Origin of the sequence: Ralstonia sp. NFACC01, assembly GCF_900115545.1 — a bacterium.
Classification (GTDB): Bacteria; Pseudomonadota; Gammaproteobacteria; order Burkholderiales; family Burkholderiaceae; genus Ralstonia; species Ralstonia mojiangensis.
Map to the genome: position 1 here is coordinate 58559 of NZ_FOWV01000003.1, position 12588 is coordinate 71146.

A 12588-nucleotide genomic window follows, 5' to 3' on the forward strand; every position below is an offset into this window, starting at 1 on the left:
TAAACGATCAACGCTTACGCGACTCACGAAAACCAGTGTTCACGCGCCTTCATGATCAGCGCCTTGGCTTGTTCTTCGTCGACGCCGGTCATCTCGACCAATTCGTCCACGGCCAGCTCGGCCAAGTCGTCACGCGTCTGGATGTTCCCCTCGGCCAGCTTGCCGATCAGCTCCGGGGTCAGCCCCTCGAGGTCGCGCAGGTCTTGCGACACCTTCTCGACCTTTTCTTCCTTCGCCAGCTCCATCGTCAACAACACGTCGCGAGCGCGGTTGCGCAGCTCGTTGACGGTGTCCTCGTCGAACGCTTCGATTTCCAGCATTTCCTGCAGCGGCACGTAAGCCACTTCCTCGAGCGAGCTGAAGCCCTCTTCGATCAGGATGTCAGCAACCTCTTCGTCCACGTCCAGCTTGGCCATGAACAACTGGCGAACGACGGAGCTTTCTTCTGCCTGCTTCTGCGCAGACTCTGCCGGCGTCATGATGTTGATCTGCCAGCCCGTCAACTCCGACGCCAAGCGAACGTTCTGGCCGCTACGGCCGATGGCCACGGCGAGGTTTTCCTCGTCGACAACCACGTCCATGCTGTGCTTTTCCTCGTCCACGACGATCGACTGAACTTGTGCCGGCGCCAACGCACCGATCACAAACTGCGCCGGGTCTTCCGACCACAGCACGATGTCCACAGCCTCGCCGCCAACTTCGTTGCGCACAGCCGTCACACGGGTGCCGCGCACGCCGACGCAAGTGCCAATCGGGTCGATACGCTTGTCGTGTGCAACGACTGCGATTTTCGCACGCACGCCCGGATCGCGCGCGGCGGCCTTAATCTCCAACAGGCCCTGTTCCATTTCAGGCACTTCGTTTTCGAAGAGCTTGATCAGGAACTCTGGGCAAGTGCGCGAAAGCTCAATCTGGGGGCCACGTGCGGTGCGATCGACATTCAGGATGTACGCGCGGACACGGTCGCCCGTGCGCAGGTTTTCCTTCGGGATCATCTGGTCGCGGGTCAGCAGCGCCTCGACGCGGCCAGTTTCCACGATCAGGCCCTTCTTGTCGGCGCGCTTAATCGTGCCGGTCATGACCTTCTCGCCGCGATCCAGGTAGTCGTTCAGGATCTGCTCGCGCTCGGCATCGCGGATGCGCTGTAGGATCACCTGCTTGGCAGCCTGCGCGCCGATACGGCCGAACTCAACCGATTCGATCTGCTCTTCGACAAAGTCGTCGACGTCGATATCAGCGTCCTGCTCCTTGGCTTCGAACAGCAGAATCTGCTTGTCCGGCTCCTGCAGGCCTGCATCGTCGGGAACGACGAGCCAGCGACGGAAGGTTTCGTGTTCGCCCGACTCACGGTCGATCGCCACGCGCACATCCACGTCTTCTTCAAAGCGCTTCTTGGTCGCCGAAGCCAATGCGGCCTCCAGCGCCCCGAACACTACATCCTTGTCGACGTTTTTTTCGCGCGCAAGCGCATCGACGAGCAACAGAACTTCGCGGCTCATTGCTTGTTCCCTTTGTTTCGATTTCCTTTGAAGTCCAGCACGGGCACCAGCCGGGCGCGGTCGAGTTCCGACAGCGTGAATTCCAGCAGTGCGGGGCCTTCCTTGCCCTCAAACTCAAGGCCGATTCGTTCCTGGCCTGGCTCGCCCGTCGGAGCCTGAATGATTCCCGTGAAATTCTTTTGCCCGTCCACTGGCAGGCGCAACGTCACCTTGACCTCAAGGCCGGCGAAGCGCGTGAAGTCGGCCAGCGTGCGCAGCGGGCGGTCCAGCCCGGGCGACGACACTTCCAACCGTTCGTAGTTGACGTTTTCAACTTCGAACACGCGCGTGAGCTGATGGCTCACTTTTTCGCAATCTTCAATGACGATGCCGTTCTCTGCCTGATCGATATACACGCGCAGCAGCCCGGCGGGTGCGCGCTCCACTTCCACCAGTTCGTATCCCATGGCGGTGAGGGTTTTCTCAATCAGATCAGTCAGATGCACGTTTTTCCTGAAGAATTTCCCGGTATGGCCAACCTGCCGAAGCAAAAAAAAATGGGCGCAACGCCCATATCATTCGCCCATCTTCTGCAGGATGACTTTTGATTAGACTCACATTGTAATACGCTTCGAGGCAAAACGCAAAAATTGCCCCGAAGCCGCCACAAAATGGGGCGTTGCGACGAAGGTCGCACACAACGCCCACATTTTTAGCGCTTACCGCCGCGTTTGCCACCACCGCGCGGCGCCTTGTTGCCGTTCGATGTGCCGCCGCCACTCTTTCCGGGGCGCTTGTTGCCGGGCGCGCGATTGCCATCACGCATACCACCGCCACCGGCCGCGCCGCCGCGGCCATTCGGGCGCTCGCCCATACGGGTGCGCGCTGTCAGCGTGGTCGGACCGCCCACATTGATGTAGCCCATGGACGTTTGCATCGGATCGGGCTGACGCGGGTTGGACGGACGGCGCTGCGCGGGTTGCGCGCGATTACCGTTCTCAACGCCCATACCGCGTGACTGGAAGTTGGCTTCACCCGCAAAACCGGACGACATCGGCCCCATCAGCACCGGCGCCGGCCCACGGCGACGATTGCCCTGGCGGTCTTGCCCACCGCCAGAACTGGCCGTCGGCACCTTCATGCCCAGCGTGCCCATCAGCGTGCGGACATCCTCGGCCGACACCTCCTGCCAGCGCCCGCGCTTGAGCCCGCGCGGCAGAACGAAGCTGCCATAGCGCGTACGGATCAGGCGCGACACAGTCAGATTGACCGCCTCGAACATGCGTCGAACCTCGCGGTTCCGACCCTCCGTCAGAGCGACGTGGTACCAATGATTGACACCTTCGCCGCCGCCATCGACGCAGCGCAGGAAGTTGGCTTCGCCGTCCTGGAGCGGGATGCCGTGCAGCAGCTTCTGACGGTCAGTTTCGGCCAGCTCGCCCAGCGTACGCACCGCATATTCACGCTCAACGCCATAGCGCGGATGCATGAAGCGGTTGGCGATGTCGCCGGAGGTCGTGAAAATCAGCAGGCCCTCGGTATTGAAGTCGAGGCGACCGACGGCGACCCACTTGCCGGTCTTCATGCGCGGCAATGCATCGAACACCGTCGGACGGCCTTCCGGATCGGATTGGCTCACGATTTCACCGGCCGGCTTGTGATATAGCAGCACGCGCGGCGGCTTGTTCGGCAGCTTGCGCTGGATCAGCTTGCCGTTCACGCGCACCTGATCGGTCGCGAGAATGCGTTGGCCGATGTGGGCCGGCAGGCCGTTCACGGAGACGCGACCTTGCAGGATCAGGTCTTCCATGTCGCGGCGCGAGCCAAGCCCGGCGTCCGCCAGGATTTTGTGCAGCTTGGGAGCGTCGTCGTCGGAGGTCAGTTCGCGCGCCTTAGGGGGCTGCGATGCACCGCCAGCGTCAACTTCCGAGTCGTAAGCGCCGGAAATCACGTATTGGAAGACGTCTTCGGAGCCCTTGCCGCCCTTCAGCCCCTTGCCCCCGCGATTCTCGGTCTGGCCGCCAGCCTTGCCTTGCGGTTTGCCGCTGCGGTTCTGCTGCTTGCCACGACCGCCGACACTCTTGCCGCCAGCGCCTTCCGTACGATCACTGCGATCGGCGCGTTCCGCCGGTTGGCCTTCGCCTTGACGGCGACGGTTCTTGCCGAAACGGCCGCGCGGGCCCCGCCGCTCGCCCTGGCCTTCTGTTGGTCCCTGCTCGGCTGGTGCAGCACCTTCTGCGGCAACGACCGCCGGCTCACCAGCCGACTCTTTCGGCTTGCGTGCCCGTGGCGCGCGGCTCTTGCGCGGTTGCGCAGGCTGGCTGGAGTCAGCACCACCGGCCTCAGCGGCTTCACCCTCAGGGCGGCCATCCTGCTGCTGGCGGCGCGAAGCCACGAGGTTGCGCAAGCCTCGGCGCAAACCCTTGCGACGAGGCGCGGCCTCAGTCCCATCACCGCCGTCTTGTCGCGGCGGCTGAGCGTCGGCGTCGGCCGGCATACGTGTATCCATGGAGTCTGGCTGGGTGCTCACAACGTCTTCAAAAAATCTAGGGGTTCAGACCATGCACCGACTGTGCGGCAGGCATGGCGTCACGAATGTTCATTGGCGGGAGCCGCAGGCGGCTCGACCGGTGTTTTGTACTCGTCTTCAGTTGCCTCGGTCGCATTCATCGCTTGCGACTCGGTTTCCAGCTCTGGCTCATCACCCACCGCAACCCCAACAGGCTGCGCTGGCGTTTCAGCTGCTTCGACGGAAGCCTCGCCAACGGGCGATCCGGCAGAGCCCTCCACCAGAGCCTCTACGCTCTCAGCACCTCCCGGCGCGTCGTTGACCATCGCTGTCAGCTCTTCTACCGCAATTGCACCACCCTCGAATTCAATGGCGCCCTGCTCCAGAAGGCTCGCCTGCGCCTGAGCGCGGGCATCTTCCAGCGGCGGCAGTTCGTCCAGCGAGCGCAAGCCAAGATCGTCGAGAAACTGCTTGGTCGTCGCATACAGCGCGGGGCGACCCGGCACGTCGCGATGACCGATGACCTCGATCCAGCCGCGGTCTTCAATCTGCTTGATGACCTGCGTGTTGACCGTCACACCGCGAATGTCTTCGATATCGCCGCGGGTGACCGGCTGGCGATAAGCGATGATCGCCAGGGTTTCCATCACGGCACGCGAGTACTTGGGCGGCTTTTCCGGATGCAGGCGATCGAGATACACGCGCATTTCCGGGCGGCTCTGCAGGCGCCAGCCGGAGGCCAGCGCGACCAGTTCGACACCGCGATTCAGCCAGTCCTGGCGCAGTTCTTCGAGCAGCACACGGATGGTGTCTGCGGAAACATCTTCGTCGAAGAGCTTGCGCAAGTCATTGACTCGCAACGGATCCTGCGCGCAGATCAGCGCGGTCTCGAGGACGATCTTCGCCTCTTGGGTATTCATCGGGTTGAGCGGCTCGTCATTGCTCGCGCACGGCCAGTCGCCGTCACGCTTGAGGTTTGTCGTCCCGCCGCGAAGCACGCGGCATTTCTGAATGCTGTTGCCCACCCGGGCCCGGCGCGCGAAGGCCAATTATTCAATTGGTCCTGCACCGAAACGCAGTGGCTGTGCCCGCAAAGTAGGGCCGGAGGAGCGAGTTGATCCGGTGCCGGTCAGGCACCACAAGGGCAATTTCTTCCGCCGCCATGGGGACGGATACTGCACCGGACGACTACCAAGAAGAACGGCAGCCCGCCCGAATCGACTGTCCAGGGTGACTCTACCGCTGGATGGCATCGCTTGGCGCCGCGCTTGGGATTGTTGATTTGCGCGGGTGGCGAATCGAATTGTTGTCGATTGTAGGGCAATTTCCAGCAGCGCCGCAACCGGGAAGATGTCCTAGCCTCCCATCCCGGGCCGGATGGTGATTTCTACGCGCTTTAAGCGCTTACAGCACGAGACAGAATCCGTGTGCGTTAAGCATCTCTGGCAGCCAGATCGCGTGAACCAGCCCCCAGACCCCAAATCCGGCGATGGCGATGCCAGCCGCGCTTCGCGCCCATCGCTGGCGCGACAGACCTCGCAACCACCCGGCCAAGCCAGACATCATCAGAAGGTTGGGCAGTGTGCCGGCACCAAAGACGAGCATAACCACGGCCCCTGAGGCTGCGTTGCCTGCCAACAACGCTACAGCCAATGCGCCGTAAACCATACCGCACGGCACTAAGCCCCACGCCATACCCGTGACATAGCGGCGCAGCAACGGCGGCTGACGCTGAAGCTTGCCGCCCAGCCTAGCGGCCACTAGAGACAGACCACCAGCGACGCGGCCGAGCAAGCGCTCAAGCCACACGCTGCGCCACACATCTCCGGCGGAACGCATGAGCAGCAACAAACCGTAGGCGAGTAGCAATGCACTGGCGAAGGCAAACAAGCCACGTTGAATCGGCAGCCATTGCTGGCGCCAGACGGTCGCACCCATCGCACCCATGATTGCGCCAAGCAGCGTATAGGTGGTCAGCCGGCCGGCATGCATGACGACCTGCTCAAACCATAGTCGGCGGCGAGACACGATCCGCACCGCCACCGCCCCACGCTCGGCCGCGAGTGCGATACCGCTGCACATCGCCAGACAATGGACACCGCCGAGCAACGCAATCAGGAAAACGCTCAGAAGCGCGGCGGCACTCATCTTTCTGACGCTCTTTTGATATGGGCCAAGGTTTTCGTTTTGCTGTTGCGAACTAAGCGTAATTGGTGCGTTTTGCCGCATCGGAAATGTCCGACGCGGAGAAGGTCGCCGTTATAATAAGGCTCAGTTGCACCACAAGAATTACTCATTTCACTTTCCCGAAATTCAGCCGCCCCCGCCCGTGCTCACTCGAATCGCACTTACCGACCAAGCCTCGCGTTGTTCCACCTGCGTACTCGGGCAAATCTGCCTGCCGGTGGGAATGAACTCGGACGACGTGCGCAAGATGGACGATTTGGTCGGCGAACGCATCCGCATTAAGAAGGGGCAATCGCTCTATTCCTTGGGGGAGCCTCTGGAAGCGGTTTACGGCATTCGTTTCGGCACGCTCAAAACCCATCTGACGCTTGAAGACGGTCGACACCAGATCACTGGGTTCCATCTGCCGGGTGAAATCGTCGGGCTCGATGGCATTGGCGACATGCGCCACGTGTCGGACGCCACCGCGCTCGAAGATACTGAAGTCTGCGTGGTGCGCTACGACGAGCTGCAGCACCTTTCGCGCCGGCTGCCTTCGCTGCAGCATCAGTTCCTGCGCATCATGAGCAAGGAAATCTCTCAGGATCATCTGATGCTTCTCACGCTGGGCTCCATGCGTGCGGAGGAGCGTCTGGCAGCGTTCCTGCTCAACCTCTCGAAGCGATCGGCCCAGCGAGGATATTCGTCGACCGAGTTTGTTCTGCGTATGAGCCGCGAAGAACTTGGCAGCTATCTGGGTCTGAAGCTCGAAACCGTCAGCCGCCTGTTCTCGCGCTTTGCCGAAGCGGGTCTCATTCAGATCCGCCAGCGCCACGTCAAGTTGGTCGACCTGGCCGGCCTGCGCCAGGTCATGAGCGGTCAGGCCGCCTAAGCTGCTTCCATGGCTCCCGTTCACACGAGCGGGTGTTCATGCGCTTCCAGTTTGCCGATGCCCGGTGACACATAGAGCGTCAGCGCGCTCGACAATCCGCACAGCAACCAGAACACAAAGAACGACACGGTGTAGACCGCCTGGGTCGACACCGTGATCTGTTCGCCGAAGAAGCGCAGGTCGGCGGGGTCCACCACCGCAAAAACCACCAGCTCAGCCAACGCGGCCGACAGAAATGCCGGCCACAGAATCCACATCAGCAGTCGACGTTTCATCGGGCCTCCGCGTGAATGGCATGTGGCGGCGCGACGACCGTCTTTTCAACAACCAAACCGCGGCGCACCACGTTGTCATGAATAGCAGGATCGGGATGCGACATTGCCAGCCAGATGGTGACGCCGCAGCCGACCATGGCGACGAACGGCCCTGCCATCAGCAGCCATGGCCAGGGCTCGCGCCACCAGGGACGGGCCTGTGCGGAAGATTGCGTTGCGTGCATCGTTGCCTCCTGTTGGGGATGCCGCATCAGCGCGGCACGATGAAGCTCGACGGTTCGCGCAGTACGAGGCTGTCGCTACCGCTGTCTGCATGGATGACGAAACGGATTTTGTGCGAGCCGGGGGCGGCATCGTCGGCCGGCCGGCGTACGCGCACAGGCAGCAGTCGGTTGGCCGCGGGCGGCAACTCCAATGTGGTCGACTCGCCGCTGCCGCCCTGCACGTCCAGTTCCGGCATGCCCTCGGCGGTGATGGTCACGCGTATGGGGTGCTCGGACGCGTTCATCAGTTGCAGGCGATAAACGTTCTCGATCTTGCCGCCGTCTACTTCACGGGCCAGTGCACCACGATCACGAATCACGTCGACCTTGAGCGGCTGCCGCATGGTCAACGCCACGATGAAGCCGGTGATGAGCACCAACATGATCCCGGTATAGATCAGCACCCGCGGGCGCAGCAGATGCCGACGGGCGTCCTTCGGACTGAGCCGATCGCGCATCGCGCGTTCCGACGTATAGCGGATCAGACCGCGCGCGTAACGCATCTTGTCCATGACCTGATCGCAGGCGTCAATGCAGGCGCCGCAACCGATACATTCGTATTGCAGCCCCTGGCGGATGTCGATGCCGGTCGGGCATACCTGTACACAGATGCTGCAGTCCACGCAGGCACCCAGACCCTGCGCTTCGAAATCAGCGTTGCGCGATCGGCTTCCGCGCGGCTCACCGCGCTGCGTGTCATAAGTGACGACGTAGGTATCGGGATCGACCATCACGCTCTGGAAACGAGCGTAGGGACACATGTAGCGGCAGACCTGTTCGCGCATGAAACCGGCGTTACCCCAGGTCGCAAATGCGTAGAACAGCATCCAGAACGTCTGCCAAGGGCCGAGCGACAGCGTCCAGGTCTCCATGCCCAGGTCGCGGATCGGCGTGAAGAAGCCGACGAAGGTGAAGCCCGTCCACAGCGCGATCAGCACCCAAGCCGAATGCTTGGTGGCCTTGAGGCGCAGCTTGCGCAAGCTCCAACGCTCGCCATCGAGCCGGATGCGGGCAAAGCGGTCACCTTCGACATGCCGCTCGATCCACATAAAGATTTCTGTGTAGACCGTCTGCGGACAGGCATAGCCGCAGAAGAGCCGCCCTGCCACCGCCGTAAACAGAAACAGCGCCAGCGCCGATAGCACCAGCAGCACCGTCAGATAGATGACATCCTGCGGCCACAACACGAGGCCAAAGAGGTAGAACTTGCGTGCGCCCAGGTCGAACAGCACTGCTTGGCGACCGTTCCACTGGAACCACGGCAAGCCATAAAAAATGGCTTGCGTGGCCAACACCAGCCAGACGCGCCAACGCGCGAAGGCGCCGGTCACGGCGCGCGGATAAATCTTGCGCCGGACCTCATAGAGCATCTGCTCGGTCGGGGCGTCCTCGGCGCCCGCCGCCGCGGTGGCGGGCGTCATCGGGCGCCAGGCTGGTTCTTTGTCGCTCATTGCGCGTGACTCGTGTTGCTGTTCGACAGACCCCAGACATAAGCCGCCAGCATGCGGATCTTCTCCGGCGAGAGCAGGTTCTCGTGTGCCGGCATTGTGTTGTCACGGCCCTTGAGGATGGTCTCGACGATGGTCGCTTCCGAACTGCCGTACAGCCAGACGCGGTCGGTCAGGTTGGGCGCGCCGAGCGCCTGATTGCCCTTGCCGGTTGCCGTGTGGCAGGCCGCGCAGACCGACTTGAACGTCGGTTCGCCACGCGCTGCCTTGATCGGGTCGTAAGACAGGCCCGACAGCGAACGCACATAGTTGGCCACGTTGACAGCCTGATTGCCGTCCACCACCGCCGCGAGGGATGGCATGACGCCGTGACGCCCCTTGGTGATGGTCGTCAAGATCGTCTCGGGCTCGCCGCCGTACAGCCAGTCGTTGTCGGTCAGGTTCGGGAAGCCCTTCGCGCCGCCAGCGTCCGAGCCATGGCACTGCGCACAGTTGTTCAGGAACAGGCGCTGGCCGATCTCATGGGCCTGCGGGTCGGCGGCGATCTGCTTGATGTCCATGCCGGCATAGCGCTCATAGAGCGGGCGGACCTGAGCATCGGCCGCCGCACGCTGCGAGGCCAGCTCGCCGCGCGTGGAGAAACCAAGCACTCCGCCGTATGCACCCAGGCCGGGGTACAGGATCAGGTATCCCAACGCAAAGATGCACGACAGCAGGAACATCCACATCCACCAGCGCGGCAGCGGATTGTTCAATTCACGCAGATCGCCATCCCAGACATGGCCTGTATCTTCACCGGCGCTGTGCCCCGGTGCCACTTGAATGCGCCGCTGGGAGAACAGCAGCCAGATGCACCACACGATGCCGACCAAGGCGATCGCTGCGATGTAATACCCCCAGAACTCCGAAATGAAGTCGCTCATGATTCTGTGTCCTTATTGATGCGGGCGCGACGCGTCTGCGCGCGCACCGGCGACCTCGGCCTCATCGGGCAGCAGAAACGGCAGCATGGCCGATTCCGCATTCGCAGCGCGGCGATGCGCGGAGAATGCCCACCAGGTAATGCAGACGAACAGCACGAGGAAGACGGCAGTCGCAATTGCACTCAGCATGGCCATGGCTCACTCCTTGGCCGCAACGGTGGCAGGCGCGGCAGCCGGCTCGACAGCCACGTCCCGGACGTTGCGCAGTTCCACACCGAGGCCTTGCAGGTAGGCGACCACGGCATCCTCTTCCGTCTTGCCTGCGAGTTGCTCACGCGCCCCGGCGATCTGCGCATCCGTGTACGGCACACCGAGCTGGCGCAGGACGTGCATCTTCTTTTCGATGTCGCTGTTGTCCAGCGGCGTCTTCGAGAGCCACACATACGAAGGCATGTTCGACTCGGGCACCACCTCACGCGGGTCGCGCAGATGGATGCGATGCCAGTCGTCCGAATAGCGTTGCCCCACGCGTGCCAGATCCGGGCCCGTGCGCTTGGAGCCCCACAGGAACGGGTGATCGAACACCGATTCGCCTGCCAGCGAATAGTGGCCGTAGCGTTCGGTTTCGGCGCGCAGCGTACGCACTTGCTGCGAGTGGCACCCGACGCAGCCTTCGCGGATGTAGATGTCGCGCCCCGCCAGCCGCAGCGGCGAATACGGAGCGATGCCCTTGACCGGTTCAGTGGTCGAATGCTGAAAGAACAGCGGCACGATCTGCACCAGGCCTGCAATGCTGACCACCACCAGCGTCAGCACAATCAGGAAGCCGATGTTCTTTTCCAGCGTCTCGTGCGAGAAAAACTTGTTGGATTGGTTGCTCATGTTCCCCTCCTCACTGAGCCGCGACCATCGGGGTCTGGGCCGGTTGAGGAATTGGTGCATCGACGGCCTTGCTGCCCTGGATGGTCTTGAACACGTTGAATGCCATCAGCAGCATGCCGCCCAGGAAGCACAGGCCGCCAGCGAGGCGAATCAGATAGAACGGGTACGTTGCCTTCACCGCTTCAACGAAGCTGTAGGTCAGCGTGCCGTCGGCCTCAGTAGCGCGCCACATCAGACCTTGCATCACGCCGGCAACCCACATGGCAGCGATGTAGAGCACCACGCCGATGGTCGCCACCCAGAAGTGCACCTCGATCAGGCGTGTGCTGTACATCCTCTGTTGGCCAAACAGCCGCGGGATCATGTAGTACATCGAACCGATGGTGATCATCGCCACCCAGCCGAGGGCACCCGAGTGAACGTGCCCGATCGTCCAATCGGTGTAGTGCGACAGCGCATTCACGGTCTTGATGGACATCATCGAGCCCTCGAACGTCGCCATGCCGTAGAACGACAGCGCCACCACGAGGAACTTCAGGATCGGATCGGTGCGCAGTTTGTGCCAGGCGCCCGACAGGGTCATGATCCCGTTGATCATGCCGCCCCACGACGGCGCCAGCAGAATGAGCGAGAACACCATGCCGAGCGACTGAGCCCAGTCAGGCAGTGCGGTGTATTGCAGGTGGTGAGGGCCCGCCCACATGTACGTGAAGTTCAGTGCCCAGAAGTGCACGATCGACAAGCGATACGAATAGATCGGGCGCTCGGCCTGCTTGGGCACGAAGTAATACATCATGCCCAGGAAGCTGGTGGTCAGGAAGAAGCCCACTGCGTTGTGACCATACCACCATTGCACCATCGCATCCTGCACACCGGCATAAGCCGAATAGGACTTGAACAGCGACACCGGCAACTCAGCGTTGTTGACGATATGCAGCAGCGCGATCGTGATGATGTAGGCGCCGAAGAACCAGTTGGCGACGTAGATGTGCCGGGTCTTGCGCTTGGCAATGGTGCCGAAGAAGACGATCGCGTAGGCCACCCACACCACGGTGATCAGGATGTCGATCGGCCATTCGAGTTCGGCGTATTCCTTCGAACTCGTGTAGCCAAGCGGCAGCGTGATGGCGGCGGCCACGATCACCGCCTGCCAGCCCCAGAACGTGAAGGCGGCGAGCTTGTCGGAAAGCAAACGCACCTGGCATGTACGCTGCACGATGTAGTAAGACGTCGCAAACAGTGCGCTGCCGCCAAACGCAAAGATGACGGCATTCGTGTGCAGAGGACGCAGCCGACCATAGGTCAGCCAAGGCACCCCGAAATTCAGTTGCGGCCAGATCAACTGGGCCGCGATCAGCGCACCGACCGCCATACCGACGATGCCCCAGACGATCGTCATGATCGAGAACTGGCGAACAACGCGGTAGTTGAAGGTCTGGGTGGGCTGCAACGCGCTGGACGATTGCATGCTTGCTCCCCGAGAGTGTTGGTTTGATAGGGTCATGTTAAGAATGGGGCGACAATCGAGTCTTGACGTGCATCAAGGCACCCCAGCCAACGTGGTCAAGTAGTTCCGTCCCGCGACATTGCGTCACGCACCGGGGTATCAGGGTCGAGCAAAATCGATTCAGCCGGCGCCTTGAGATCGTCGTACTGCCCCGAGCCGACCGCCCACCACAGCACTCCGACAATCGCCACAACCAACATCAGCGACAGCGGAATCAGCAGGAATAGGGTTTCCATGGCAGCCCT

General features: G+C 62.0%; 14 protein-coding genes. 1 reads left to right on the forward strand and 13 read right to left on the reverse strand.

From position 1 onward, the window contains the following. Nucleotides 1-23: 23 nt before the first annotated feature. The 5 genes from nusA to BM136_RS08265 form a co-directional block, all read right to left on the reverse strand. On the reverse strand, nt 24-1499 hold the full coding sequence (nusA, locus tag BM136_RS08245) for a transcription termination factor NusA (protein ID WP_092971411.1): 1476 nt from the start codon (nt 1497-1499) through the stop codon (nt 24-26). After that, the gene (rimP, locus tag BM136_RS08250) at nt 1496-1984 is read right to left on the reverse strand and encodes a ribosome maturation factor RimP (protein WP_092971412.1); all 489 of its coding nucleotides are present in this window, start codon (nt 1982-1984) and stop codon (nt 1496-1498) included. Before rimP ends, nusA begins: the two co-directional genes overlap by 4 nt. Before the next feature lie 206 nt (nt 1985-2190). Continuing rightward, nucleotides 2191-3975, reverse strand: coding sequence for a pseudouridine synthase (locus BM136_RS08255; RefSeq protein WP_092971413.1), 1785 nt, complete (start codon nt 3973-3975; stop codon nt 2191-2193). 92 nt (nt 3976-4067) lie between these two features. After that, nucleotides 4068-4907: an SMC-Scp complex subunit ScpB gene (gene scpB, locus BM136_RS08260; protein WP_092971873.1), complete on the reverse strand. Its 840-nt coding sequence runs from the start codon at nt 4905-4907 to the stop codon at nt 4068-4070. A 484-nt stretch (nt 4908-5391) separates the two neighbouring features. Continuing rightward, nucleotides 5392-6135, reverse strand: a complete 744-nt coding sequence (locus tag BM136_RS08265; protein WP_092971414.1) for a sulfite exporter TauE/SafE family protein — start codon at nt 6133-6135, stop codon at nt 5392-5394. A gap of 181 nt (nt 6136-6316) precedes the next feature. Here BM136_RS08265 and fnr point away from each other — a divergent pair, with 181 nt between their 5' ends. Beyond that, nucleotides 6317-7045, forward strand: a complete 729-nt coding sequence (fnr, locus tag BM136_RS08270) for a fumarate/nitrate reduction transcriptional regulator Fnr (RefSeq protein ID WP_092971874.1) — start codon at nt 6317-6319, stop codon at nt 7043-7045. A 20-nt stretch (nt 7046-7065) separates the two neighbouring features. On the opposite strand, the gene BM136_RS08275 is transcribed toward fnr, so the two are convergent. From BM136_RS08275 to ccoS, 8 genes are all read right to left on the reverse strand, one after another. Next, complete coding sequence (locus BM136_RS08275; protein WP_092971415.1) at nt 7066-7320, reverse strand: hypothetical protein; 255 nt, start codon at nt 7318-7320, stop codon at nt 7066-7068. Continuing rightward, a complete protein-coding gene (locus tag BM136_RS08280) occupies nt 7317-7544 on the reverse strand; it encodes a FixH family protein (RefSeq protein ID WP_092971416.1) in 228 nt (75 codons plus the stop codon). Before BM136_RS08280 ends, BM136_RS08275 begins: the two co-directional genes overlap by 4 nt. A 26-nt stretch (nt 7545-7570) precedes the next feature. Next, nucleotides 7571-9034, reverse strand: coding sequence for a cytochrome c oxidase accessory protein CcoG (gene ccoG, locus BM136_RS08285; protein ID WP_092971417.1), 1464 nt, complete (start codon nt 9032-9034; stop codon nt 7571-7573). Then, nucleotides 9031-9954: a cytochrome-c oxidase, cbb3-type subunit III gene (ccoP, locus tag BM136_RS08290; RefSeq protein ID WP_092971418.1), complete on the reverse strand. Its 924-nt coding sequence runs from the start codon at nt 9952-9954 to the stop codon at nt 9031-9033. Before ccoP ends, ccoG begins: the two co-directional genes overlap by 4 nt. A 12-nt stretch (nt 9955-9966) precedes the next feature. Beyond that, nucleotides 9967-10149 carry a cbb3-type cytochrome oxidase subunit 3 gene (locus tag BM136_RS08295; RefSeq protein WP_009238364.1) on the reverse strand — a complete coding sequence of 61 codons (183 nt, stop codon included), beginning with the start codon at nt 10147-10149 and terminating at the stop codon, nt 9967-9969. Between the two features lie 3 nt (nt 10150-10152). Beyond that, nucleotides 10153-10836, reverse strand: a complete 684-nt coding sequence (gene ccoO / locus BM136_RS08300; RefSeq protein WP_092971419.1) for a cytochrome-c oxidase, cbb3-type subunit II — start codon at nt 10834-10836, stop codon at nt 10153-10155. Nucleotides 10837-10846: 10 nt separating this feature from the next. Then, complete coding sequence (gene ccoN, locus BM136_RS08305; protein ID WP_092971420.1) at nt 10847-12304, reverse strand: cytochrome-c oxidase, cbb3-type subunit I; 1458 nt, start codon at nt 12302-12304, stop codon at nt 10847-10849. Between the two features lie 95 nt (nt 12305-12399). Further along, nucleotides 12400-12579 carry a cbb3-type cytochrome oxidase assembly protein CcoS gene (gene ccoS, locus BM136_RS08310; protein WP_092971421.1) on the reverse strand — a complete coding sequence of 60 codons (180 nt, stop codon included), beginning with the start codon at nt 12577-12579 and terminating at the stop codon, nt 12400-12402. Nucleotides 12580-12588 lie beyond the last annotated feature (9 nt).

What these genes read in the sequence shown, in the direction of transcription:
- nusA (WP_092971411.1), bottom strand. Translation starts at nt 1,499, where the DNA reads ATGAGCCGCGAAGTTCTGTTGCTCGTCGATGCGCTTGCGCGCGAAAAA.
- BM136_RS08255 (WP_092971413.1), bottom strand. Translation starts at nt 3,975, where the DNA reads ATGCCGGCCGACGCCGACGCTCAGCCGCCGCGACAAGACGGCGGTGAT.
- scpB (WP_092971873.1), bottom strand. Translation starts at nt 4,907, where the DNA reads ATGAATACCCAAGAGGCGAAGATCGTCCTCGAGACCGCGCTGATCTGC.
- BM136_RS08265 (WP_092971414.1), bottom strand. Translation starts at nt 6,135, where the DNA reads ATGAGTGCCGCCGCGCTTCTGAGCGTTTTCCTGATTGCGTTGCTCGGC.
- BM136_RS08275 (WP_092971415.1), bottom strand. Translation starts at nt 7,320, where the DNA reads ATGAAACGTCGACTGCTGATGTGGATTCTGTGGCCGGCATTTCTGTCG.
- BM136_RS08280 (WP_092971416.1), bottom strand. Translation starts at nt 7,544, where the DNA reads ATGCACGCAACGCAATCTTCCGCACAGGCCCGTCCCTGGTGGCGCGAG.
- ccoG (WP_092971417.1), bottom strand. Translation starts at nt 9,034, where the DNA reads ATGAGCGACAAAGAACCAGCCTGGCGCCCGATGACGCCCGCCACCGCG.
- ccoP (WP_092971418.1), bottom strand. Translation starts at nt 9,954, where the DNA reads ATGAGCGACTTCATTTCGGAGTTCTGGGGGTATTACATCGCAGCGATC.
- BM136_RS08295 (WP_009238364.1), bottom strand. Translation starts at nt 10,149, where the DNA reads ATGGCCATGCTGAGTGCAATTGCGACTGCCGTCTTCCTCGTGCTGTTC.
- ccoO (WP_092971419.1), bottom strand. Translation starts at nt 10,836, where the DNA reads ATGAGCAACCAATCCAACAAGTTTTTCTCGCACGAGACGCTGGAAAAG.
- ccoN (WP_092971420.1), bottom strand. Translation starts at nt 12,304, where the DNA reads ATGCAATCGTCCAGCGCGTTGCAGCCCACCCAGACCTTCAACTACCGC.
- ccoS (WP_092971421.1), bottom strand. Translation starts at nt 12,579, where the DNA reads ATGGAAACCCTATTCCTGCTGATTCCGCTGTCGCTGATGTTGGTTGTG.